19 protein-coding genes are annotated in these 20,750 nt (G+C 66.2%); 13 read left to right on the top strand and 6 right to left on the bottom strand.

Features of this window, described 5'->3' with window-relative positions; translation table 11 throughout:
• Nucleotides 1–91 precede the first annotated feature (91 nt).
• From EV687_RS00350 to EV687_RS00335, 4 genes are all read left to right on the top strand, one after another.
• The gene (locus EV687_RS00350) at nucleotides 92–1,279 is read left to right on the top strand and encodes a pyridoxal phosphate-dependent aminotransferase (protein WP_122225915.1); all 1,188 of its coding nucleotides are present in this window, start codon (nucleotides 92–94) and stop codon (nucleotides 1,277–1,279) included.
• Between the two features lie 42 nt (nucleotides 1,280–1,321).
• Nucleotides 1,322–1,633 carry a heme-degrading protein HmuQ gene (gene hmuQ, locus EV687_RS00345; protein ID WP_122225914.1) on the top strand — a complete coding sequence of 104 codons (312 nt, stop codon included), beginning with the start codon at nucleotides 1,322–1,324 and terminating at the stop codon, nucleotides 1,631–1,633.
• A gap of 200 nt (nucleotides 1,634–1,833) precedes the next feature.
• Nucleotides 1,834–3,921: a methionine--tRNA ligase gene (gene metG, locus EV687_RS00340; RefSeq protein WP_122225913.1), complete on the top strand. Its 2,088-nt coding sequence runs from the start codon at nucleotides 1,834–1,836 to the stop codon at nucleotides 3,919–3,921.
• A 258-nt stretch (nucleotides 3,922–4,179) separates the two neighbouring features.
• Nucleotides 4,180–4,692 carry a macro domain-containing protein gene (locus EV687_RS00335; RefSeq protein ID WP_242612399.1) on the top strand — a complete coding sequence of 171 codons (513 nt, stop codon included), beginning with the start codon at nucleotides 4,180–4,182 and terminating at the stop codon, nucleotides 4,690–4,692.
• A gap of 175 nt (nucleotides 4,693–4,867) precedes the next feature.
• On the opposite strand, the gene EV687_RS00330 is transcribed toward EV687_RS00335, so the two are convergent.
• Nucleotides 4,868–5,053: a glycine zipper 2TM domain-containing protein gene (locus EV687_RS00330; protein ID WP_423201066.1), complete on the bottom strand. Its 186-nt coding sequence runs from the start codon at nucleotides 5,051–5,053 to the stop codon at nucleotides 4,868–4,870.
• A 265-nt stretch (nucleotides 5,054–5,318) separates the two neighbouring features.
• Between EV687_RS00330 and EV687_RS00325 the strand changes: the two genes are divergently transcribed.
• The 7 genes from EV687_RS00325 to EV687_RS00295 all read left to right on the top strand — a co-directional run bounded on the left by EV687_RS00325 (nucleotide 5,319) and on the right by EV687_RS00295 (nucleotide 12,114).
• Nucleotides 5,319–6,317 carry a TRAP transporter substrate-binding protein gene (locus tag EV687_RS00325; RefSeq protein WP_122225911.1) on the top strand — a complete coding sequence of 333 codons (999 nt, stop codon included), beginning with the start codon at nucleotides 5,319–5,321 and terminating at the stop codon, nucleotides 6,315–6,317.
• A 122-nt stretch (nucleotides 6,318–6,439) separates the two neighbouring features.
• Nucleotides 6,440–6,943 (top strand): TRAP transporter small permease, encoded by a 504-nt coding sequence (locus tag EV687_RS00320; protein ID WP_122225910.1) that lies wholly within the window; start codon nucleotides 6,440–6,442, stop codon nucleotides 6,941–6,943.
• A 66-nt stretch (nucleotides 6,944–7,009) separates the two neighbouring features.
• Nucleotides 7,010–8,284, top strand: a complete 1,275-nt coding sequence (locus EV687_RS00315; protein WP_122225909.1) for a TRAP transporter large permease — start codon at nucleotides 7,010–7,012, stop codon at nucleotides 8,282–8,284.
• 271 nt (nucleotides 8,285–8,555) lie between these two features.
• A complete protein-coding gene (gene aat / locus EV687_RS00310) occupies nucleotides 8,556–9,302 on the top strand; it encodes a leucyl/phenylalanyl-tRNA--protein transferase (protein WP_122225908.1) in 747 nt (248 codons plus the stop codon).
• 23 nt (nucleotides 9,303–9,325) lie between these two features.
• Nucleotides 9,326–10,108: an arginyltransferase gene (locus EV687_RS00305; protein WP_122225907.1), complete on the top strand. Its 783-nt coding sequence runs from the start codon at nucleotides 9,326–9,328 to the stop codon at nucleotides 10,106–10,108.
• 30 nt (nucleotides 10,109–10,138) lie between these two features.
• On the top strand, nucleotides 10,139–10,933 hold the full coding sequence (locus EV687_RS00300; protein ID WP_122225906.1) for an IclR family transcriptional regulator: 795 nt from the start codon (nucleotides 10,139–10,141) through the stop codon (nucleotides 10,931–10,933).
• Between the two features lie 32 nt (nucleotides 10,934–10,965).
• A complete protein-coding gene (locus EV687_RS00295) occupies nucleotides 10,966–12,114 on the top strand; it encodes a hypothetical protein (RefSeq protein WP_122225905.1) in 1,149 nt (382 codons plus the stop codon).
• 87 nt (nucleotides 12,115–12,201) lie between these two features.
• On the opposite strand, the gene ppk1 is transcribed toward EV687_RS00295, so the two are convergent.
• Complete coding sequence (gene ppk1, locus EV687_RS00290) at nucleotides 12,202–14,646, bottom strand: polyphosphate kinase 1 (protein WP_242612398.1); 2,445 nt, start codon at nucleotides 14,644–14,646, stop codon at nucleotides 12,202–12,204.
• A 264-nt stretch (nucleotides 14,647–14,910) separates the two neighbouring features.
• Here ppk1 and EV687_RS00285 point away from each other — a divergent pair, with 264 nt between their 5' ends.
• Together EV687_RS00285 and EV687_RS00280 are read left to right on the top strand one after the other, a co-directional pair.
• Nucleotides 14,911–15,228 (top strand): hypothetical protein, encoded by a 318-nt coding sequence (locus EV687_RS00285; RefSeq protein ID WP_122225904.1) that lies wholly within the window; start codon nucleotides 14,911–14,913, stop codon nucleotides 15,226–15,228.
• 2 nt (nucleotides 15,229–15,230) lie between these two features.
• Nucleotides 15,231–16,403: an alpha-hydroxy acid oxidase gene (locus tag EV687_RS00280; RefSeq protein WP_162846499.1), complete on the top strand. Its 1,173-nt coding sequence runs from the start codon at nucleotides 15,231–15,233 to the stop codon at nucleotides 16,401–16,403.
• A gap of 29 nt (nucleotides 16,404–16,432) precedes the next feature.
• Here EV687_RS00280 and EV687_RS00275 read toward each other — a convergent pair whose 3' ends face one another.
• From EV687_RS00275 to EV687_RS00260, 4 genes are all read right to left on the bottom strand, one after another.
• Entirely contained in the window at nucleotides 16,433–17,128 is a 696-nt protein-coding gene (locus tag EV687_RS00275) for an ABC-type transport auxiliary lipoprotein family protein (protein ID WP_162846498.1), read from the bottom strand.
• A 62-nt stretch (nucleotides 17,129–17,190) separates the two neighbouring features.
• Nucleotides 17,191–18,159, bottom strand: coding sequence for an MlaD family protein (locus EV687_RS00270; RefSeq protein WP_122225901.1), 969 nt, complete (start codon nucleotides 18,157–18,159; stop codon nucleotides 17,191–17,193).
• A gap of 270 nt (nucleotides 18,160–18,429) precedes the next feature.
• The gene (locus EV687_RS00265) at nucleotides 18,430–19,335 is read right to left on the bottom strand and encodes an ABC transporter ATP-binding protein (RefSeq protein WP_122225900.1); all 906 of its coding nucleotides are present in this window, start codon (nucleotides 19,333–19,335) and stop codon (nucleotides 18,430–18,432) included.
• Between the two features lie 3 nt (nucleotides 19,336–19,338).
• Nucleotides 19,339–20,469: an MlaE family ABC transporter permease gene (locus EV687_RS00260; protein ID WP_122225899.1), complete on the bottom strand. Its 1,131-nt coding sequence runs from the start codon at nucleotides 20,467–20,469 to the stop codon at nucleotides 19,339–19,341.
• Nucleotides 20,470–20,750 lie beyond the last annotated feature (281 nt).

The following is a 20,750-nucleotide window of genomic DNA, read 5'->3' as shown; positions in this document are numbered from 1 at the left end:
ACATCCAGTGAAAGTCGGAGGCCTGCCGCAAACCGCCTCCCGCCCGGTCCCCGTGCCTCCCACGCGCCAGCGCCAGGAACTCCGCACACCAATGCCATACCGCCCCTCCGAGCGCGCCCTGCGCACCAGCCCGTTCTACGTCATGGAAGTCGCCAAGGCCGCCGAACGGCTGGTGGCCGAACGCGGCGACCAGCCGCCGATGATCTACCTCAACATCGGCGAGCCGGACTTCACCGCACCGCCGCTGGTGCAGCAGGCAGCCATTGCCGCCATCAGCGCCGGCCAGACGCAGTACACCCCGGCGCTGGGCATCATGCCGCTGCGCCAGGCCATCAGCCGCTGGTACGCCGAGCGTTTTGGCGTTGCCGTGGCAGCCGAGCGCGTCGTCATCACCGCTGGCGCATCGGCGGCGCTGCAGCTGGCCTGCCTGGCGCTGCTGCAGGCTGGCGACGAGATGCTGCTGCCGGACCCAGGCTACCCGTGCAACCAGCAATTCGTGCAGGCGGCCGATGCCCGCGCGCGGCTGCTGCCAGTCGGGCCCGAGGGCCGCTTCCAGCTCGATGCGCAATGCGTGGCCGAACACTGGGGCCCGCAGACGCGCGGCGTGCTGCTGGCCTCGCCCTCCAACCCCACCGGCACCTCGCTGGCCCCATCGGAACTCGCCGCCATCCATAGAGAGGTGAAGGCGCGCGGGGGCATCACGCTGGTCGACGAAATCTACCTGGGTCTCAGCTATGACAGCGCCTATGGGCAGACCGCGCTGGTGCTGGGCGAGGACGTCATCAGCATCAACAGCTTCAGCAAGTACTTCAACATGACCGGCTGGCGCCTGGGTTGGCTGGTGCTGCCGGCGGAACTGGTGGCGCCTGTCGAGCGGCTCTGCCAGAACCTCTTCATCTGCCCGAGCGCCATCGCCCAGCGCGCTGCGCTGGCCTGCTTCGCGCCCGAGAGTCTGGCCGAGTATGAGCGCCGGCGCGATGTGTTCCGCCAGCGGCGCGACCTGTTCCTGCCGCAGCTCGGGGCGCTGGGCCTCGAGGTGCCGGTGGCACCCGATGGCGCCTTCTACATCTGGGCCGATTGCCAGGAGGCGGCGCGCCGCCTGGGTGCCCGGGACAGTTGGGACTTCGCCTTCGCACTGCTCGAGCGCGCCCGCATTGCGGTGGCGCCAGGCCGCGACTTTGGCCACAATGGCATGGAGCGCTTCGTGCGCTTCTCGATCGCCAATTCGAGCGAGAACCTGCAGCAGGCCATCGATCGCATGCGCGCGCTGCTGGCCTGAAGCGCCCACCGGCCACACCATCCACCCGAGCCAAGGAACGCCATGTCCACCTTCATCGCGATGAACCGCTTTCGCATCCTGCGCGGCCATGAGGCCGCCTTTGTCGAGCATTGGAAGAACCGCGAGAGCCACCTGGGCAGCGTACCCGGCTTTGTGCGGTTTCACCTGCTGCAAGGTCCGCAGAACGAGGAATGGACACTGTTCGCCTCGCACACCGAGTGGCAGTCCGAGCAGCACTTCATCGACTGGACGCATTCCGAGGCCTTCCGCCTGGCCCATGCCAATGCCGGCAAGAGCCCGCGCGAGATCTACGCCGGCCCGCCGCAGCTGGAACTCTTCAAAGCCGTTCTCTAGCCACCCCCTGCAAGGCCTGCCGGGCCGAAGCCGTTGGCCAGTGGCGGCGGCGCGGCTCTCGCATAGAATGGTCCGCACCCATCCGTCCGCACTGATTCACTGAAATTCACTGAGGCCTCTGCGCAGCGGCGGATGCCAGGCCGGCCGAGGCCCTTTACGAGACCTTCTGCGGCAGCGCCACGCGCCGCTTCTTTCACGCCATGCCCCAACGCAAGATCTTCGTCACCACCGCCCTGCCCTACGCCAACGGCACCTTCCACATCGGCCACATCATGGAGTACATCCAGGCCGACACCTGGGTTCGGTTCCAGCGCATGATGGGTGCGGCGGTCAACTTCGTCGGCGCCGACGACGCGCACGGCGCGCCCATCATGATCGCCGCCGAGAAGGCCGGCAAGACGCCCGAGCAGTTCGTCGCCGACATCGCCGCCGGCCGCAAGCAATACCTCGACGGTTTTCACATCAGCCACGACAACTGGTACTCCACGCAGAGCCCTGAGAACACCGTGCTGGCGCAGGCCATCTACCGCGACCTCAAGGCCGCCGGCCTGATCGAGACGCGCACCATCGAGCAGTTCTATGACCCGCAAAAGGGCATGTTCCTGCCCGACCGCTTCATCAAGGGTGAGTGTCCGCGCTGCCACGCCAAGGACCAGTATGGCGACAACTGCGAGGTCTGCGGCGCGGTCTACGCCCCCACCGAGCTGATCAATCCCTACTCGGCACTCTCGGGCGCCAGGCCGGAGCTGCGCCAGTCCGAGCACTTCTTCTTCAAGCTCTCGGATGCGCGCTGCGTCGCCTTCCTGCAGGACTGGACACAGAACGGCCGCCATGTGCAGCCCGAAGTCGCCAACAAGGTCAAGGAATGGTTCACCGTGCGCGAGAACCCGGACGGCAGCACCAGCGAAGGCCTGGGCGACTGGGACATCAGCCGTGACGCGCCCTACTTCGGCATCGAGATCCCGGACGCGCCGGGCAAGTACTTCTACGTGTGGCTGGACGCGCCGGTGGGCTATCTCGCCTCGCTCAAGAACCTGCTGGAAAAGCGCGGCGAGGACTACGAGGCCTACATGGCCGACGCCAACCTGGAGCAGTACCACTTCATCGGCAAGGACATCGTCACCTTCCACACGCTGTTCTGGCCCGCCATGCTCAAGTTCAGCGGCCGCAAGACACCCGATCGCATCTGCGTGCACGGCTTCCTCACCGTCAACAACGGCGAGAAGATGAGCAAGAGCCGCGGCACCGGCCTGGACCCGCTCAAGTACCTGGCACTGCAGATGAACCCCGAGTGGCTGCGCTACTACCTGGCCGCCAAGCTCAATGGCCGCAACGAGGACATCGACTTCAATGCCGAGGACTTCATGGCCCGCGTCAACGCCGACCTGGTGGGCAAGTACGTCAACATCGCCAGCCGCGCCGCGGGTTTTCTCGCCAAGCGCTTCGATGGCCGGCTGGGCGCCGTCTCGGCCGATGGCCGGGAGCTGCTGAGTGCCGTTGCCGCGCAGCGCGAGTCGATTGCCCAGTCCTACGAGGTGCGCGACTTTGCCCGCGCGGTGCGCGAGATCATGCTGCTGGCCGACCGCGTCAACGTTTATGTCGATGCCAACAAGCCCTGGGAACTCGCCAAGCAGGCCGGCCGGGAAGCGCGCCTGCAGGACGTGTGCAGCACCTGCATCGAAGCCTTCCGCCTGCTGACCATCTACCTCAAGCCGGTGCTGCCGCAGCTGGCCGCGCAAGTCGAGGGTTTCCTGCAGGTCGCGCCCTTCACGTTTGCCGACGCCGGCACGCTGCTGGGTGCCGGCCACGCCATCGGCACCTTCAAGCACCTGATCCAGCGCGTCGAGACAAAACAGCTCGACGCCCTGTTCGAGCCACCCGCGCCAGTAGCCGGATCGGCCGCTGCAGCCGATCCGGCTGCTTTGCCCGGCGGCGAGGCGGTGGCCGAGACCATCACCATCGACGACTTTGCCAAGGTCGACCTGCGCATTGCCAGGATCGTCGCCTGCGAGGCCGTCGAAGGCTCGACCAAGCTGCTGCGCCTGACGCTCGATGTGGGCGAAGGCCGGACCCGCAACGTCTTCAGCGGCATCGCCAGCGCCTATCAGCCCGAACAACTGGTAGGCAAGCTCACCGTGATGGTGGCCAATCTGGCGCCGCGCAAGATGAAGTTCGGGCTCAGCGAAGGCATGGTGCTGGCCGCCAGCCACGCCGATGAAAAGGCCCAGCCCGGCATCTTCATCCTCGAGCCCTGGGACGGCGCGCAACCGGGCATGCGGGTGCGCTGAACGAAGGGGTGGCCTCCCGCCCACCCCGGCTCATAGAGGGCACGGGAAGAGGCGAGAAAAGGGGCGGCAGCCGCACTGAGCGGCTGCCGCCCCTTTTGCTTGTGCATTGCACAAGCAAAAGGCAGAAGGCAATCCCACCTGGCTTGATGGGCATCAACGACGCCAGCACCCGTATCCATTAAGGTGGTGGCAAGTCTTCCAACATCGCATGCGAGCCCTCTGGCAGACGCCATCCCATCATCAACAAGGAGAATGCAATTGACGATCAAGGAAGTAAGCGGCGACATCCTGCTGAGCCAGGCCGATCTGCTGGCCCACGGCATTGCCGCCAATGATCCATTCGACAGCGGACTGGCATTGGCCCTGCGCGAGCGCTGGCCCTCGCTGGTCAAGGATTACCGCCACCATACCCGCTCCAACGCCATCGAGCCGGGCGAGATCTGGGTCTGGGCCGGCATCAACGAGGGCGGGGGCGTGCGGCGCATCGCCAACCTGGTGACGCAGGACAGCATCGGCCAGGGTCCCACCGCCAAGCCCGGCAAGGCGACGCTGGAGAATGTGCGCCACGTCCTGCAGAACCTCGCGAGACATGTGCAGCAGCAGGGTATCACCAGCCTCGCACTGCCGCGTCTGGCAACGGGCGTGGGCGGTCTGACCTGGGACGATGTCAAACCGCTGATTGCACAGTACCTGGGCGGCCTGGACATCCCCGTGGTGGTCTATGTCACCTATCAGAAGGGTGTGGCCGCCGACGAAGGTCTCGCCAACTGATCCCGGGCTCAGGCATCTGGAACTGGCGTCCGGCAAGCCTGCCCGGCGCCATTCTTGACATTTCCGTGAAGACAGAAAAGCCGGCTCTTGCGAGCCGGCTGTGAAATGCGGGCAGCCTGCTGCTCCGCGCACCATCATCGGATATCTTGGCGCTCGTGCCAGGCCATACAGGTTCTTAGCGGTCCTTGCCGATCTGGTCACCGACCACACCACCAATGGCGGCTCCGCCGACGGTGCCCAGCACACCGCCGCCCGTCACTGCCGCGCCGGCCACGCCACCAACGGCAGCGCCGCCGACTGCGCTGCGCTCGCGCTTGCTCATGCCGTCCCAGGTCGAACAGGCGGTCAGTGCGAAGGCCATGCCACCCAGGGCAATGCATTGTGCGATTCGGGAAATCCGCGAGGTTTGAAGCTTTTGCATGGTGTCTCTCCTGTCGTAGTTGCACATCAGCATGACATCAGGATAGCTACGGCGGCCCGCTGACGATGTAAGACAAGGTGACACGACGCCGTCGGCCAAAGTCGCCGCCGGGGCGCTGCGCCCTTCTAGGGCAAACCTGCATTGCGGCGGCCAGCAAAAGACAGATATGATTGCACGTTTTGCATTCAGACAAGAAAGCCAAAGCATGCATGCCGCTCTGAAGAACACCGTCCGCTGGCTGGCCCCCGTCCTCGCCGGCGCCACCTTTGTCGCCGCCAACCTGGCCGCGCCCGCCACGGCACAGACCACGTTCAAGATGGCCTATGCGCTGTCCCAGCAGTCCCATTACGGCGCCGCCGGCGAGGCCTTTGCCAAGACGCTCGAAGAAGGCAGCGGCGGCCGCCTGAAGGTGCAGCAGTTTCCCAACAGCGCGCTGGGCGGTGAACGCGAGGTCATCGAGGGCCTGCAGTTGGGCACCATCGACCTGGCGGTGCTCTCGACCGGCGCCACCATGAACTTCGTGCCCGCCGCCGGCGTGTTCGACGTGCCCTTCCTGCTGCGCGATCTGGACCACGCCCGCCACGTGCTCGACAGCGAAATCGGCCAGGACATGCTCAAGGAATTCGGCAAGCGCGGCCTGGTCGCGCTGGCCTGGGGCGAGCAGGGTTTTCGCCACCTCACGAACAACGTCCGCCCGGTCGTCACCCCCGCAGACGCCAAGGGCCTGAAGATCCGCACCACGGAGAACCAGCTGCACATCGCCGCATTCCGCCAGATCGGCATCCTGCCAACCCCGATGGCGTGGCCGGAAGTCACCACCGCGCTGCAGCAAGGCACCATCGACGGGCAGGAAAACCCGCTGTCGGTGATCACCTCGGCCAAGCTCTCGCAGGTGCAGAAATACCTGTCGCTGACGGGCCACGTCTATGCGCCAGCCGTCATCATCGCCTCGCCATCGGCCTATGAGCGCCTCTCGGCCGAAGACAAGGCGCTGATGCAGCAGGCCGGCAAGAATGCCGGCCAGGCCATGCGCGACTTCGTCAGCCATGTCGAACAGGCCGGAGTCGAGCAGCTCAAAGCCGAGGGCATGGCCGTCAACACCGTCGATCGTGAAGCCTTCGCCCAGGCCGTCGAGCCGGTCTACAAGGAATACAACCGCCGCTTCGACCCGAAGTTGATCGAGCGCATCCGCAATACGCAATAAAATCCCCGGCTGCCCTCGCGCAGCCCGGCGGGTTCCAAGAGCCTGCTCCCGGGCTCCAAGGCGCAAGCCCAGTCACTGGGCCTGCGCCTTTTGCTCATTCATGCTTGCCGGAGATCCATCGCATGCATCCCTTGCTCCGCCTCGACCGCGCCCTCTTCGGGCTGGTCTCCATCCTGGCCCAGGCACTGCTGTGGCTGGCCGTCGCCACGGGCTTCTTCCAGGTCGTCTCGCGCTTCGTGTTGCATTCGCCGCTGGAATGGAGCGAAGTGATGACGCGCGCGGCCGTGATCTGGGCCGTGATGCTGGGCGTGGCGCTGGCGTTCCGCCATGGCGCGATGATCAGTGTCGAGTTCCTGCGCGAGAAGCTGCGCGGCACGCCGCAGCGTCTGCTGGAATTCGTGGTCAACACCACTTGCCTGGGCTTTCTGGTGTTCCTGGCCTGGATCGGCGCGCAGATGACCTACCGCGTGCGCTTCCAGAGCATTGCCGGGCTGGAAATCTCGATTTCCTGGGTCTATCTGGCCATCCCGGTGGGCGCCGCACTGGCGGCGCTGGCCGTGCTGCTGCGCTGGCTGACGCCCCACACCGAAACCTCCCGCGCGCCGGTGCGCAACGATGCGCAGTAACGCCTTCTGAGGGCGACGCCGAACCAGGCGCCCGCCGCTTCCTTCACTGACGAACCTGGACCCATCATGCCGCAGTTGATGATTCTCTCGATGCTGATCTTCTTCACGCTGTCCGTGCCGGTGGCCGTGGCGATCGGCCTCTCCAGCATGACCGGCATCGCCTATTCCGGCGTCAACTGGCTGGTGATGCCCCAGCAGCTCTTTGCCGCGCTGGACAAGTTCCCGCTGATGGCCATTCCCTTCTTCATCCTGGCTGGCAACCTGATGGAAGCAGGCGGCATTTCGCAGCGCATGGTCGATTTCGCCAAAAGCCTGGTCGGCGGCGTCCAGGGCGGCCTGGCCATTACCTGCGTGCTCACCTGCATGATCTTCGCCTCGGTGGCCGGCTCCAGCGTCGCCACCACCTTTGCCGTGGGCTCCATCCTGATTCCGGCCATGGTGCGGCACGGCTATCCGACGCCGTTTGCCGCCTCGCTGCAGGCCACTGCGGCCGAACTGGGAGTGATCATCCCGCCGTCGGTGCCGCTGATCCTGTTTGCAGTCTCCACCGAAACCTCGACCGGCGAACTCTTCATCGCCGGCGTGTTCCCCGGTTTGCTGATCGGCCTGGCGCTGATGCTCTACGTGTGGCTGTACGCGCGCCGCCACGGCCTTGGCAAGCATGACGGTCAGGACCGCCTGCCAGTATGGGCGGCTTTCAAGCGGTCCTGGCTGGCGCTGATGATGCCGGTGATCATCCTCGGCGGCATCTATGGCGGCGTGTTCACGCCCACCGAGGCCTCCGTGGTGGCCGTGGTCTATGCACTGCTGGTGAGCGTGCTGGTCTACCGCACGCTGGGTCCGCGCACGCTGGCACCGGTGTTCCATCGCTCGGTGATCGGCACCGCGGTGATCATGTTCATCATCGCCAACGCCGGCGTGTTCAGCTTCCTGCTCAACCGGGCCGGCGTGCCGGACATGCTCGGCCAGTGGCTGGGCAGCCTGTTCGACAGCAAGTACCTGTTCCTGATGGGCGTGAACATCGCACTCTTCATCGTCGGCATGTTCATCGAAACCTCCGCCTCCATCGTCGTGCTGGCGCCGCTGCTGCTGCCGGTGGCGGTGCAGTTCGGCATCGACCCGGTGCATTTCGGCATCGTGATGATCGTCAATCTGGCGCTGGGCATGGTCACGCCACCGATGGGGGTGAACCTGTTCGCGGCCTGCTCGATCGCCAAGATCTCGCTCGAGCAGATGATTCGGCCGCTGCTGCCGTTCGTCGGCGTGGTGCTGGTCTGCCTGGCGATCATTTCCTACGTGCCCGAGCTCTCGCTGTTCCTGCGCGACGCAATCTACCGCTGAGAAGCGGTTCACCATCGTTGCGCGGAGCACGCGGGATGCCAAGAATGTGCCGGGCAACGGCGTCCGGCTCGTTCTTGACATCCGGCCCGTCGGGTTGACCCGGCTGGCGCGCGGCGGTGCGACAAGTCCTCCTCGGGGCGCCAGCACGCCGACCAATGTCCAGCCGTCGCAGCCGATGGCGATGGCCGCGCGCTTGTGATACAAAAGCGCCAGCGGCCTGCCCGTCGATGGCGACTGGCGCCGCATACCGCCTCGAAACCAGGACATCGCCATGACCGGTCAGCCCCAGCAGGCCTTTGCCTTTCTGCATCCGGGAGATCCGTTCCCTGCCTACGGTTCGGTCAGCGAATCGTTGGGTCCCATCGCCGTGGGGGCCGATCTGTCCCCCGCGACGCTGCTGGCAGCTTACCGGCGCGGCATTTTCCCGTGGTACTCGGCCCCCCCCATCCTGTGGTGGTCGCCGGACCCGCGCATGGTGCTGCCGGTCGGCCAGTTCAGGCTGCACGCCTCGCTGCGCAAGAGCATCGCCCGCCTGTGGCGCCAGAACCGGCTGGAGATCCGTGTCGACAGCGCCTTCAGCACGGTGCTGCGCCACTGCGCCCGCATCTATCGGCCCGGCCAGAACGGCTCCTGGATCGTGCCCGAGATGCAGGCCGCCTACCTCGCCTTCCACGCGGCCGGCCATGTCCACAGCGTCGAGACCTGGCTCGATGGCGAACTCGCCGGCGGACTGTACTTCGTCAACATCGGCCAGGCCGTGTTTGGCGAATCGATGTTCGCACTGCGTACCGACGCCTCCAAGATCGCGCTGGCGGCGCTGGTGGCCATGTGCCGCCGGCTGGGTGTCGAGACCATCGACTGTCAGCAGAACACCGATCACCTGGCCTTTTTCGGTGGCCATGAAATTCCGCGCAGCGCCTTCCTGGCCGGGCTGCAGCGCAGCACCATACAGCCGCAGCCGAGCTGGCGCTTCGCACCGGGCGACTGGCAGCGCCTCCACCCGGCTTTGGCGACATAGCCCCGACAGCCCCTCCGGCAGCCATGAATCCATCCACCCATTACCCGCTGCAGTTCTACGCCACGGCCAGCTATCCGTGCAGCTACCTGCCCGGGCGCACGGCGCGCTCGCAGGTGGCTTCGCCCGGCGAGCTGATCGACACACCGGTCTACTCGATGCTGGTCGAGCGCGGCTTTCGGCGCAGCGGTCTCTTCACCTACCGACCGCACTGCGACCAATGCCAGGCCTGCCAGACGCTGCGTATTCCGGTAGCCGATTTCCAACCCAACCGCAGCCAGCGTCGTGCGTGGCGCCAGCACCAGGGGCTGGCCGCGCGCATGCTGCGGCCCATGCCGCTGCCCGAACACTTCGCGCTCTACCAACGCTATCTCAAGAGCCGCCACAGCGACGGCGGCATGGACAATGACAACCCCGCAGACTACGAGCAGTTCCTGCTGCGCAGCCGCATCGACACCCGCTTGATCGAGTTCTCCGAGCCCGATCCAGCCGAACGGCAACCAGCGGCCCTGCGCATGGTCAGCGTGGTCGACGTACTGCAGGACGGACTCTCGGCCGTCTACACCTTCTATGACGAAGAGGCCGCCAGCGGATACGGCACCTATGCGGTGCTGTGGCTGGTCGAATGGGCGCACCAGCTTGGCCTGCCGTATGTCTACCTCGGCTACTGGATCGCCGAGAGCCCAAAGATGGCCTACAAGGCCCGCTTTCTGCCGCACGAAGTACTGCAAGGCGCACGCTGGCAACGCGTGGACAGGGCCCCCGGTGCGGTCGGGCACGATGCCGCCGACGGGCATTTCAACAGGTAAGATAGGGGCTTCCCCAGCCCTTGTTCAGCCATGCGCCACACTGACACAGCCACGAGGCAAACTCCCAGCATCCAGGTCATCGAACGCATGTATGCCATCCTGGACTATCTGGCCGGCCATGAACAGGCCGTCTCGCTCAAGGACATCAGTGACGCCACGGGCCTGCATCCATCGACCACGCACCGCATCCTCAACGACCTGGTGCTCGGCCGCATGGTCGAGCGGCCCGAATCGGGTACCTACCGCCTGGGCTTGCGGCTGCTTGAACTGGGCACACTGGTCAAGGCGCGCCTGAACGTGCGAGACGTGGCACTCGATGCGATGCGCGAACTGCACCGCACCACCCAGCAGACCGTCAACCTGAGCATCCGCCAGGGCGACGAGATCGTCTATATCGAGCGTGCCTACAGCGAGCGCTCGGGCATGCAGGTGGTGCGCGCCATCGGCGGCCACGCGCCGCTGCACCTGACCTCCACCGGCAAGCTGTTCCTGGCCGCGCAGGACGCGCAATGGGTGCGGGCCTACGCCGCGCGCACCGGCCTGGCGGGCAACACCCGCAACAGCATCACCAAGCTCGATGCGCTCGAGCGCGAACTGCACCGCGTGCGCCAGAGCCGCCTGGCGCAGGACCGCGAGGAGCTGGAGCTGGGCGTCAGCTGCATGGCAGCCGGCATTTACGACGACCAGAACAAGCTGATCGCCGGCCTGTCGATCTCGGCACCATCCGGGCGGCTCGACGACAGCTGGGTTCCGCGGCTGCAATCAACCGTGCGCGCCATCTCGCGGGAACTGGGCTGCCAAAGCGACGAAGTCGCCGAGCGCTGACGCCGAGCCCGTCCTGCGCGCACCACGCCGCCATGCCCGACGCCCGCCCCCCTGCCAACCACCTGGACACGCTGGCCGAGCATTACCGCCAAGGCAAGAGCGCCTTCTGGCTGCTGAGCCAGACGCACCTGCGACTGCAGGCCTCGCGCGATGGCGGCGCGCCACGGCCGCTCGGCCAACCAGAGTGGCAGGAATGGCTGCGCTGGTGGGATTTGCTGCGCTTTTGCCTCGGCCTGCAGTCCATCGCCATCTGGCTGCGCGATGAGCCCCAGGCACTGCAGCGCATCCAGGCACTGGCCCACCTGGCCGGTCAGGACGCGTTGGCCGACATTCTGAGCGAAGCCCTGCAAGGCCAGCCACAGGCCGCCCAGACCGTGCAGTTCCACACCCTGGGCGAAGCAGAGCAGCGCTACACGCTGACGGCACCCGCGCATGAGCGCTTCGATGGCAAGGATTGGTCGGGCACCGACATCGCCATCGAACAGCACTGTGACGGTTTCGCCGTGGTGATCGCCGAACTGATGCTGGCCGAGCGCGCCCAACTGCATTTGCCGGGCGACCAGCCCGCCGCGAGGCCGACCGCCCCACCCCAACCCGCAGCCGAAACCCTGGCACGCTTGCTGCGCACCGAATCCAGGCTGTTCGCCACCGAGATCTTTGGCGTGGCCGCATCGCCTACAGCCATGCGCGAGTTGCCCATGCAACACCAGACCACACCAGCGGCAGAGGCATCGCTGCTGGAATTCTTCCAGCACCTGCACGGACCGGTGGCCGCGCCCCTGCTGGCCACGCACGCACTGCACAACGGCGCGCGCCTGTTCTGCCACGGTGCGCAGCATGGCCTGGAGTTGCTGCCGGTAGAGGACTGGGCGCTGCAGCAACAAGGCAGCGGCGGCGGCCCTGCCGATGCGGCAGATGCCGACAGCCTGGCCGACGCGCTGCGCTTCGCCAGAGGCGGCTGCGATGATGAATATTGGGTGCTGGCCACTGCCGGGCCACTGGCCGGAGCGGTGCTGCTGTCCGAAACCGATGGCCCCCAGGCACACCGGCGCTTCGCCAGCGTCGATGCCTTCTTCGACGCCTTGCTGCATGCGCCACTGAGCGTGCTCAATGCCAGCGGCCAGCTGCGCTATCCGCTCGACGGGCGGTGGCTGGAACTGCGCCCGGCACCGCCTGCCTGATCCCCGCCGCCGCCTGGATCTTCAAGCCCTGCGCCTCAGGGCATCCGAAGCGCAGGGCAGGAAGGCATTCCCCTCCCCGAGTTGCCGCTACTTCTTCTTGCTGCCGCCATCCCCGGCGGCGCGCAGCGTCTTGGCAGCCGCATTGCGGCTGCGGGGCCGCGTGCTGGCCCTGGGCATCGGCGTGGTGCTGAAGTAATGCGCCAGCATCTGCTGCGCGCTGGCATTGACGGTATCGCCCTCGAGGCGCCGGTAGATGCCATTCTCGAGCAGCACCCAGGCGTCACGGTCGTCCATCAGATAAGCCACCAGGCATTCGTCGACGATGCGCTGGCGCAGCGCCGGGTCATTCACCGGCCAGGCCAGCTCGACGCGCCGCACCATGTTGCGGTTCATCCAGTCGGCGCTGGAGAGAAAGAGCTGTTCCTCATCGCCGGCCTGGAAGAAGAACACCCGCGAGTGCTCCAGGAAGCGCCCGACGATCGAACGGATGCGGATCGCGCCACCCTTGGCCGTCTCATTGAGCGCCGGCAGGATGCAGGCCGCGCGCACGATCAGGTCAATCTGCACACCCGCCTGCGCGGCCTTGTAGAGTGCCTCGGCCAGGCCCCAATCGGTCAGCGCGTTCATCTTGGCGACGATGCGCGCCGGCTGGCCCGCCTGCGCCGCCGTGACGGTGCGTGCGATGTTCTCGACCATGCTGCTGTGCAGGTTGAAGGGCGCGACCATCAGGCGGTTGAGCTGCGGCAGGCCGGCCTGGCTGGCCAAGAGCGTGAAGACCGCATCCATGTCGCTGGTGATGGCGTCATTCGCCGTCAAATAGCTGATGTCGGTATAGAGCCGTGCCGTTCTGGGGTTGTAGTTGCCGGTGGAGAGATGCCCGTAGCGCTTGAGGCCGCGGGCCTCGCGGCGCGTCACCAGCAGCATCTTGGCGTGGGTCTTGAGGCCGACGATGCCATAGACCACCTGCGCGCCAACCGATTCCAGCGCCTCGGCCCAGTTGATGTTGTTTTCCTCGTCGAAGCGCGCCTTGAGCTCGACCACTGCAGTCACTTCCTTGCCCTTGCGCACGGCCTCGCGCAGCAGTTCCATCATCACCGAGTCGGGCCCGGTGCGGTAGACGGTCTGCTTGATGGCCAGCACGTCCGGATCCTTGACGGCCTGGCGCAAAAACTCCACCACCGCATCGAAACTCTCGAACGGCTGGTGAATCACCACGTCCTTCTGGCGCAGGCGCGCAAACAGATTCTCGCTGTTCTTGAGCGAGCGCGGCCATTGCGGAATCCACTTGGGGAACAGCAGCGCCGGCCGATCGTCGTCGATGAGATCGATGACCTGATTCAGGCGCACCAGGTTGACCGGCCCCTCGACCCGGTACAAGGCCTCGGCGGGCAGCCCATACTGCGCCAGCAGCAGGCTGGCGATCTGCTCGGAACAACTGCTGGAGACCTCGATGCGCGTGGCCTTGCCGAAATGGCGGTGCTGCAGGCCCTTGCGCAGCGCCGTGCGCAGGTTCTGGATTTCGCCCTCGACCACCGCCAGGTCGGAATGGCGGGTGACGCGAAACTGCGAGAACTCCACCACCTGCCGGCCGGCAAACAGCTCGTGCAGGTGCGCGCGGATGATGCTCGAGAGGCTGACCACACCGATCTTGCCCTTGCCGCCGGCGAGCGAGTCGGGCAGGCGCACGAAGCGCGGCAGCACACGCGGCACCTTGACGATGGCGATCTCGTTGGTGTGGCCGAAGGCGTCCTCGCCATCGAGGCGCACGATGAAGTTGAGCGACTTGTTGGCCACCTGCGGGAACGGGTGGGCCGGGTCGAGCGCCACCGGCGTCAGCAGTGGCTTGACCTCGCGGTTGAAGTATTCGCTCACCCAGCGCCGCTGACCGGCATTGCGCTTGCCATGCGCGAAGATCTGCACGCCCTGCCCGGTCAGCGCCGGCAACAGCACCTTGTTGTAGAGCTCATACTGGCGCTGCACCAGCTTGTGCGCCTTCTCGGAGATGCGGCGGTAGCTCTCGACCGAGTATTCGTCGTCGAGCACGCCGTCACGCGCGGCCTCCAGATGGTCCGCCACGCGCACTTCGAAGAATTCGTCGAGGTTGGAGGTGACGATGCACAGGTAGCGCAGGCGCTCGAGCAGCGGCACGTCGGTGCGCAGTGCCCAGTCGAAGACGCGCTCGTTGAAGGCCAGGATGCTGTGATCGCGGTCCAGCCACTGGATGTGCTCGGGTCGGGCCAGATGCACGATCAGCTCGGCCTCGGCCTCGATCTGCGTGCGGTTCATGTCCCAGGCCGAGCCGGTCACCGCCTGCAGGGCCCTGGCCGTCTCCATCGCATTGGCCAGGCTGCCTGCATCGGCACGGCTGAGCACCACCGCGGAGCTGGCGGAAGAGACCGGCACGATCGCCCCCGTACCCTCGACCTGCACTTGCGGAGCCTTTTCCGTGCGCCGCACGCGCCTGGGCTTTTTGGGGGCAGGTGCCGGGCTCTTCGGTGCGGTGCTCTCGTCAACGATCTTCTTGCGCGCCATGAAACAGTGTGGGTAGGTGGAGGGAGGGAGAGATGAATGGGAGTCGGGGACTTTATCAGTGTAGCCGGCGTATTTGATTACAGTTCCATGACAATCCCATGGCATCCAGGCCCCGCGAAGGCGTGCCGCCATGCACCGTCCTGGCCGGGGATGGACGCCCCTGCAGCGGATTAGAATCCGTTGCATACCACATGGACGCATGGCGTCACGCCCGCATGCATCGTGGCCCCAGCTCACCTGAAATCCCCGCGCCTGCGCTCCCCCATGCCATCGCCTTTCTCCATTCGTCTCTGGCTGTCCGAATCCGTCTCCGCCGGAGCCTTGCGACAGGCCGAGGAGCGCTTCACGCAGGCGCTGGTGGACAGCCTGGGCGATGCCGCGCTGGTGCTGCCGACCTGGGACGCCTTCGCCCGCATCGTGCAGCGGCATGGCGAACAGCCCGACCCTGAGCAACTGCCCGATGCCGAGCGCTTCATCTACGAAAGCTGGCGCATGGCCGAAGCCGATGCGCTGGCTGCCGCCTTCGGGCCGCACCGCCACATGGGCGAAGGCCAGTACGAGATTGTGCCCAACCAGGAATGACCATGGACCCGCTTGCCACCATCACCTGCATCGAAGACCTGCGCCGGCTGGCCCAGCGCCGGGTGCCGCGCATGTTCTACGACTATGCCGACTCCGGCTCCTACACCGAGAATACCTACCACGCCAATGAGGCTGACTTCCGGGCCATCAAGCTGCGCCAGCGCGTCGCCGTGAACATCTCGAACCGCTCCACCGGCACGCACATGCTGGGCCAGCCGGTGGCCATGCCGGTGGCATTGGCACCGGTGGGGCTGACGGGCATGCAGCATGCCGATGGCGAGATCCTGGCCGCGCGCGCCGCCCGCGATTTCGGCGTGCCCTTCACGCTTTCGACCATGAGCATCTGCTCCATCGAGGATGTGGCCGAGGGCACCGGCGGCCACCCATTCTGGTTCCAGCTCTATGTCATGCGTGACCGCGAATTCGCCGCCGCGCTGATCGAGCGCGCCCGCGCCGCCGGTTGCAGCGCGCTGGTGCTGACCCTCGATCTGCAGGTGATGGGCCAGCGCCACAAGGACATCAAGAACGGCCTCTCCGCACCGCCCAAGCCCACGCTGCGCAACCTGCTCAACCTCGCCACCAAACCTGCCTGGTGCAAGGCCATGCTGGCAACACGGCGGCGCAGCTTCGGCAACATCCTCGGCCATGCCAAGGGCGTGACCGACCTGTCCTCGCTGGCGGCCTGGACCAACCAGCAATTCGACCCGACGCTCAGCTGGAGCGATGTCGAATGGATCAAGAACCGCTGGGGCGGCAAGCTGGTGCTCAAGGGAATCCTGGACGCCGAGGACGCGCAGTTGGCCGTGCGCAGCGGCGCCGATGCGCTGGTGGTCAGCAACCACGGCGGCCGCCAGCTCGATGGCGCACCCTCCTCCATCAGCGCGCTGCCGGCCATCGCCGAGGCCGTCGGCCCGCAGATCGAGGTCTGGATGGATGGCGGCATCCGCAGCGGCCAAGACGTCCTCAAGGCGCGTGCGCTGGGCGCGCGCGGCACGCTGATCGGCCGCAGCTTCATCTATGGCCTGGGCGCCCATGGCCAGGCCGGCGTGACACGGGCCCTGCAAATCCTGCAAAAGGAGCTGGACATCAGCATGGCCTTTTGCGGCCATACGCAGATCGATCAGGTCAACCGCGGCATCCTGCTGCCGCAGTCACTGCGGCAGTTGCCGGGTTAGCAACTCACCGCGCCCTGCCGGCAAGACCGTCATTGCTGGGCCAGTGCGCCGACCCAGGCATCCACATCGGCTGCCACGGCCTGCGCCGCCAGCGCCAATGCGCGCGCACCGCCGGGCGCATCGGCACTGCCGGCCGGAACTTCGCGCACAAAGCTGCGCTGGCCCAGCAAACGGTCACCGCGCAGGCCCGGCTCGACCAACGTGGCACGCAACTGCACCAGGGCGGTGCTCTGGCTCTCGCTGGTGAAGACCTGCTCGAAGCGGTCGAGCTCGACGCGCAGCACCAGCGCCTGGCGGTCGCCGTCACGCAGCCGCGACGGACTGTAAGCCTCGCCCATCACCGGTCCCTGGCGCTCCAGCTGCTCGCGCAACTGCTGGCCCAGCAACCGCGTCACCGGCTGGCTCCAGCGTGCCTGCTGGTAGGCCCGCAACTGATGGTCGTCGGCGTAGCTGAAGCGATAGAGCAAGGCCTGGCTGGCCGTGGGCAGGCCCTGCGCCGTGACCTCATCGAGAATCAATGTCCGGCGCTGCGCGACCGGCGCTCCGGGCGCACTAGACGCCGCAGCATTCATGGTCGCGAGGCCAAAGTCGTAGAGGGCCGGCGTGGTCGGCGGCGCCGGCAGGACCGAACAGCCGACCAGGGTGGCCGCTGCCAGCACCAGGCCCATCGTCATGGCGCGACCGGCCGGCACGGATGCAGCCGATCGCTTCGAAATGTCTGTCATACCTGCACTCTTCCTTTCACGCATTCGGGGTCATGGTCATGGGCACGAGGACGAGCGCACGCTCATCGTCCCGTGCCCGGCGCCACATAGCCCTGCTCGCCCGGGCCGGGCCGGGCCGTGTTGGGTCCATAGATGAACGACTGGGGATTGTTACCCACGTCCCGCGCGAGGGAACCGATCTCCTGCATCGCGGTACTGACCTCGTCGAGCGTGCGCTGCACGCGCGGCAGCATGCTGCCATTGATCTCGTCGGCCGCCCCGGCAAAGGCCTGCGCAGACTGCGCCAGCTGGTCGATGACGCCATCGCGCTCGTTAATGCGCCCGGCCACCTTGGCAAACTCCTGGCTCATGGCATCCAGGCTGGCTGCGGCCTTCTGCAGGGCCTGCATATTCGTGCCCATGTCCTGCCCCAGTTGCGTCAGCGTGGGCTCGAGATTGCGCGTCCAGCTCTCTTCGATGCGTTGGGCGAGGCTGGCGGTACTCTGGGCCGCCTGGCCGAAACGGCCGATGGTGCCCATCAGCACCTGCTGGTTCTCGTCACCCAGCAGGGCATTGATGCGGCCCATGGTCTCGCGCACGTCACCAATCACCTCCGGCCCCATGGCCGCGAGCTGGCTCAGATTGGAAGGCCGCATGCCCAGGCGCCGGTAGCCGCGCGGCGACTTGCCCAGCGATGGCAGGGGCTGCGTGGCGTCGTCGAGGTCGATGTAGGCCAGGCCCGTGACGCCCTGGTAGCCCAGCGAGGCAAAGGTGTTTTGCGTGATCGGCGTGGTCTCGTCGACCGAGATGCGGATCAGGATGCTGCCGGCTTCCTCCGGATCGAAACCGATCGCCTCGACCTTGCCGATCGAGACGCCCTTGTAGCGCACCGCCGCCTGCGGCTGCAGGCCGGTGACGGCCTGGCGAGTCGTCATCTCGAAGGTTTCGTAGTGACCCCGGTCGCGCGTGAGCCACACGGCCAGCCCCCCGAGCATCGTCAGCACCAGCAGCACAAAAATGCCGGCGGCCATTGCATGTGACTTGTTTTCCATTACGTCTTCTCCCTAGGTCCTGTTGACACGATGCAAGGAGATCGCGTTGGAGCCAGAAGAGGCCGAGCGCAAGACGCCAAGCGCAGCAAGGCTTGATGCCTTGCGAGCATTGGCAACGCCGCGGGCAGCCTCTTCTGGCTCCAACCCTTGGGGGAGGGCATGAAAAATTCGCCCACTCGGCGTTGCGCTCTTGTATGTATCGACATACGCACTGCGACGTGCGCCTTGATGGGACAAATTCTTCATGCCTTCGCGACTCCTTGCAGCGTGTTAACAGGACCTGGCGGGATGGGGCGCTTGTGCAGCGGTAGCTGCCGCCGGAGCCTGCAGCGGCTCGAGCGCGCGCAGGCCGCGCTCGCCCAGAAAGAATTGTTCGATGAAGGGATGCTTGAAGTGCACCACCTCATCGGGCGTACCGACGACGATCACGCGCTTCTCGGCCAGCACAGCCACGCGCGTGCTCAGCGCATACAGGGTGTCGAGGTCGTGCGTGACCATCACCACCGTCAAACCCAGTTCGCGGTGCATGTCCAGCAGCAGCTCGCAGAACTCGTCCGAGCCGCGCGGGTCCAGCCCTGCGGTCGGCTCGTCGAGCAGCAGCAGCGGCGGATCCATGATCAGCGCGCGCGCCAGCGCCACGCGCTTGATCATGCCGCCCGAGAGATCCGAGGGCATGCGCAGCGCATGCTCGGGCTGGAGGCCGACCATCTGCAGCTTGACCATGGCCGCATCGCGCACCACCGCATCGGGCAGACTGTCCTGCTCGCGCAATGGAAAGGCGATGTTGTCGATGACGTTGAAGGCCGAGAACAGCGCGCCGTGCTGGAACAGCATGCCCATGCGCGCCGAGGCGCCGGCCGAAGGCAGATCGGCCGCCGCCACGCCATTGATGGTGACACTGCCACGGCTCGGCCGGGTCAGGCCGAGGATATGCCGCAGCAGCACCGTCTTGCCGGTCCCCGAGCCCCCCACCAGCGTAAGGATCTCGCCGCGCCGCACGTCCAGATCCAGATCCTGGTGCACCGTGAAGGCCTCGGCCCCCTGGCCGAATATGGTCCAGAGCTTGTCGATGCGCACCAGCACATCATCCTGGGGTGCCGTGCCGGTGCCGCCCGCCACGCTCTGCACGGCGGGTTCACGGGCCGTGGTGTCGATGCCGGTTGTGTCGATGGTCATGGCTTAGAACCCCACGCTGCGGAACAGGATCGCGAAGACCGCATCGATGATGATCACCGAGGTGATCGACGTCACCACCGAGGCCGTGGTGCCCTCGCCCAGGCTTTCGGTATTGGGCTTGACCCACAGTCCCCAGTGGCAGGCGATCAGCGCAATCGCAATGCCGAACACGACCGACTTGGCCGTGGCCAGCCACAGGTTGGCAATGTCCACCGCATCCGGCAGCGCCTGCATGAAATAGGCCGGCGTGATGCCCAGGCTCACGTCGGCCGCGACAATGCCGCCCAGCAGCGCCGCCAGCGTCGTCCACACGCTCACCAGCGGCATCGCCAGCGCCAGCGCCAGCGCGCGCGGCATGACGAGCCGGAAGCCCTGCGCAATGCCCATCACGCGCATGGCATCGAGCTCTTCGTTGACGCGCATCACGCCGATCTGCGCCGTGATGGCCGAACCGGAGCGCCCGGCCACCAGAATGGCGGCCAGCAGCGGCCCCAGCTCACGCGTGAGCGAAATACCCAGAACGTTGACGATGAAGGCATCCGCACCAAACTGGCGCAGCTGCAAGGCCAACAGGTAGGCAATCACGACACCGATGAGAAACCCCACCAGCGCCGTGATCGGCAGCGCCTGTGCGCCCATGCGAAACACATGGGCAGAGAAATCATGCCATGGCCCGCGTAGCGGCCGGCGCAGCAGGCGCAACACATCAAGCAGCAGCTGCCCCATCAGTTGCACCATGCTGGTGAGATGCACCAACCCGCCAAAGGTGATGTCACCCACCTGCTCGAAAGCGCGCAGCAGGCCATTCTGGCGAGGCTCTTCCTGCACCGGCACCGTGAGGGCGGCCACGCGCTCGAGGATGGCCTGCTGGCTGGGACTGGCCTGCAGGTGCTCGGGCAGGCGTCCGCCCCAGCTATCCCAGACAACCTGCGCGGCAATGTGATCGAACCCCTCGGCCTGCCGCAGATCCCAGCGGCCACCGGCCTGCCCGGCGGCCTGGCGAAGCTGCGGACGCAGGCGCTGCCACAACTGGCGGTCGCTCAAGGCAGCCGCACCCCAGTGCCCCTGCAATTGCAGGAGTACCCCTTCGGAGCTGTTCTGTACGACGATGGTCGGCGCCTGGATGGACTGCATGGCTCGGTATTATCAACGCAGCAGGCGCATCCATTGCAAATTACCGGCAAGGCCCTTCCCGCCCCGATCTGGTGCGGTTTTCGAGGGTTAATCCCGATGCACCGACTTCGCCCACCACCTATAGTTCGTTCACTCGCAGCAGCCCATGGCTGCAATGAGAGGATCGAGGAGACAAACCCTTGCACCCATGTCCGCCACCACATCGGTGGACCATAACAACAAAGTACAAGAAGCTCAAAAAACCGAGACAAAAAATCATGGCGCCCCATATGGGGCGCCAT

This window comes from Corticibacter populi (assembly GCF_004217315.1).
Taxonomy (GTDB): Bacteria; Pseudomonadota; Gammaproteobacteria; order Burkholderiales; family Burkholderiaceae_C; genus Lampropedia; species Lampropedia populi.
The sequence above is the reverse complement of the archived record's forward strand: the minus strand, read 5'-3'. Positions and strand labels throughout refer to the sequence as shown.

Bases quoted from the DNA above. Each gene is read 5' to 3' on its own strand.
- EV687_RS00350 (WP_122225915.1), top strand. From the start codon at position 92: ATGCCATACCGCCCCTCCGAGCGCGCCCTGCGCACCAGCCCGTTCTAC.
- hmuQ (WP_122225914.1), top strand. From the start codon at position 1,322: ATGTCCACCTTCATCGCGATGAACCGCTTTCGCATCCTGCGCGGCCAT.
- metG (WP_122225913.1), top strand. From the start codon at position 1,834: ATGCCCCAACGCAAGATCTTCGTCACCACCGCCCTGCCCTACGCCAAC.
- EV687_RS00330 (WP_423201066.1), bottom strand. From the start codon at position 5,053: ATGGCCTTCGCACTGACCGCCTGTTCGACCTGGGACGGCATGAGCAAG.
- EV687_RS00325 (WP_122225911.1), top strand. From the start codon at position 5,319: ATGCATGCCGCTCTGAAGAACACCGTCCGCTGGCTGGCCCCCGTCCTC.
- EV687_RS00320 (WP_122225910.1), top strand. From the start codon at position 6,440: ATGCATCCCTTGCTCCGCCTCGACCGCGCCCTCTTCGGGCTGGTCTCC.
- EV687_RS00315 (WP_122225909.1), top strand. From the start codon at position 7,010: ATGCCGCAGTTGATGATTCTCTCGATGCTGATCTTCTTCACGCTGTCC.
- aat (WP_122225908.1), top strand. From the start codon at position 8,556: ATGACCGGTCAGCCCCAGCAGGCCTTTGCCTTTCTGCATCCGGGAGAT.
- EV687_RS00305 (WP_122225907.1), top strand. From the start codon at position 9,326: ATGAATCCATCCACCCATTACCCGCTGCAGTTCTACGCCACGGCCAGC.
- EV687_RS00300 (WP_122225906.1), top strand. From the start codon at position 10,139: ATGCGCCACACTGACACAGCCACGAGGCAAACTCCCAGCATCCAGGTC.
- EV687_RS00295 (WP_122225905.1), top strand. From the start codon at position 10,966: ATGCCCGACGCCCGCCCCCCTGCCAACCACCTGGACACGCTGGCCGAG.
- ppk1 (WP_242612398.1), bottom strand. From the start codon at position 14,646: ATGGCGCGCAAGAAGATCGTTGACGAGAGCACCGCACCGAAGAGCCCG.
- EV687_RS00285 (WP_122225904.1), top strand. From the start codon at position 14,911: ATGCCATCGCCTTTCTCCATTCGTCTCTGGCTGTCCGAATCCGTCTCC.
- EV687_RS00280 (WP_162846499.1), top strand. From the start codon at position 15,231: ATGGACCCGCTTGCCACCATCACCTGCATCGAAGACCTGCGCCGGCTG.
- EV687_RS00275 (WP_162846498.1), bottom strand. From the start codon at position 17,128: ATGACAGACATTTCGAAGCGATCGGCTGCATCCGTGCCGGCCGGTCGC.
- EV687_RS00270 (WP_122225901.1), bottom strand. From the start codon at position 18,159: ATGGAAAACAAGTCACATGCAATGGCCGCCGGCATTTTTGTGCTGCTG.
- EV687_RS00265 (WP_122225900.1), bottom strand. From the start codon at position 19,335: ATGACCATCGACACAACCGGCATCGACACCACGGCCCGTGAACCCGCC.
- EV687_RS00260 (WP_122225899.1), bottom strand. From the start codon at position 20,469: ATGCAGTCCATCCAGGCGCCGACCATCGTCGTACAGAACAGCTCCGAA.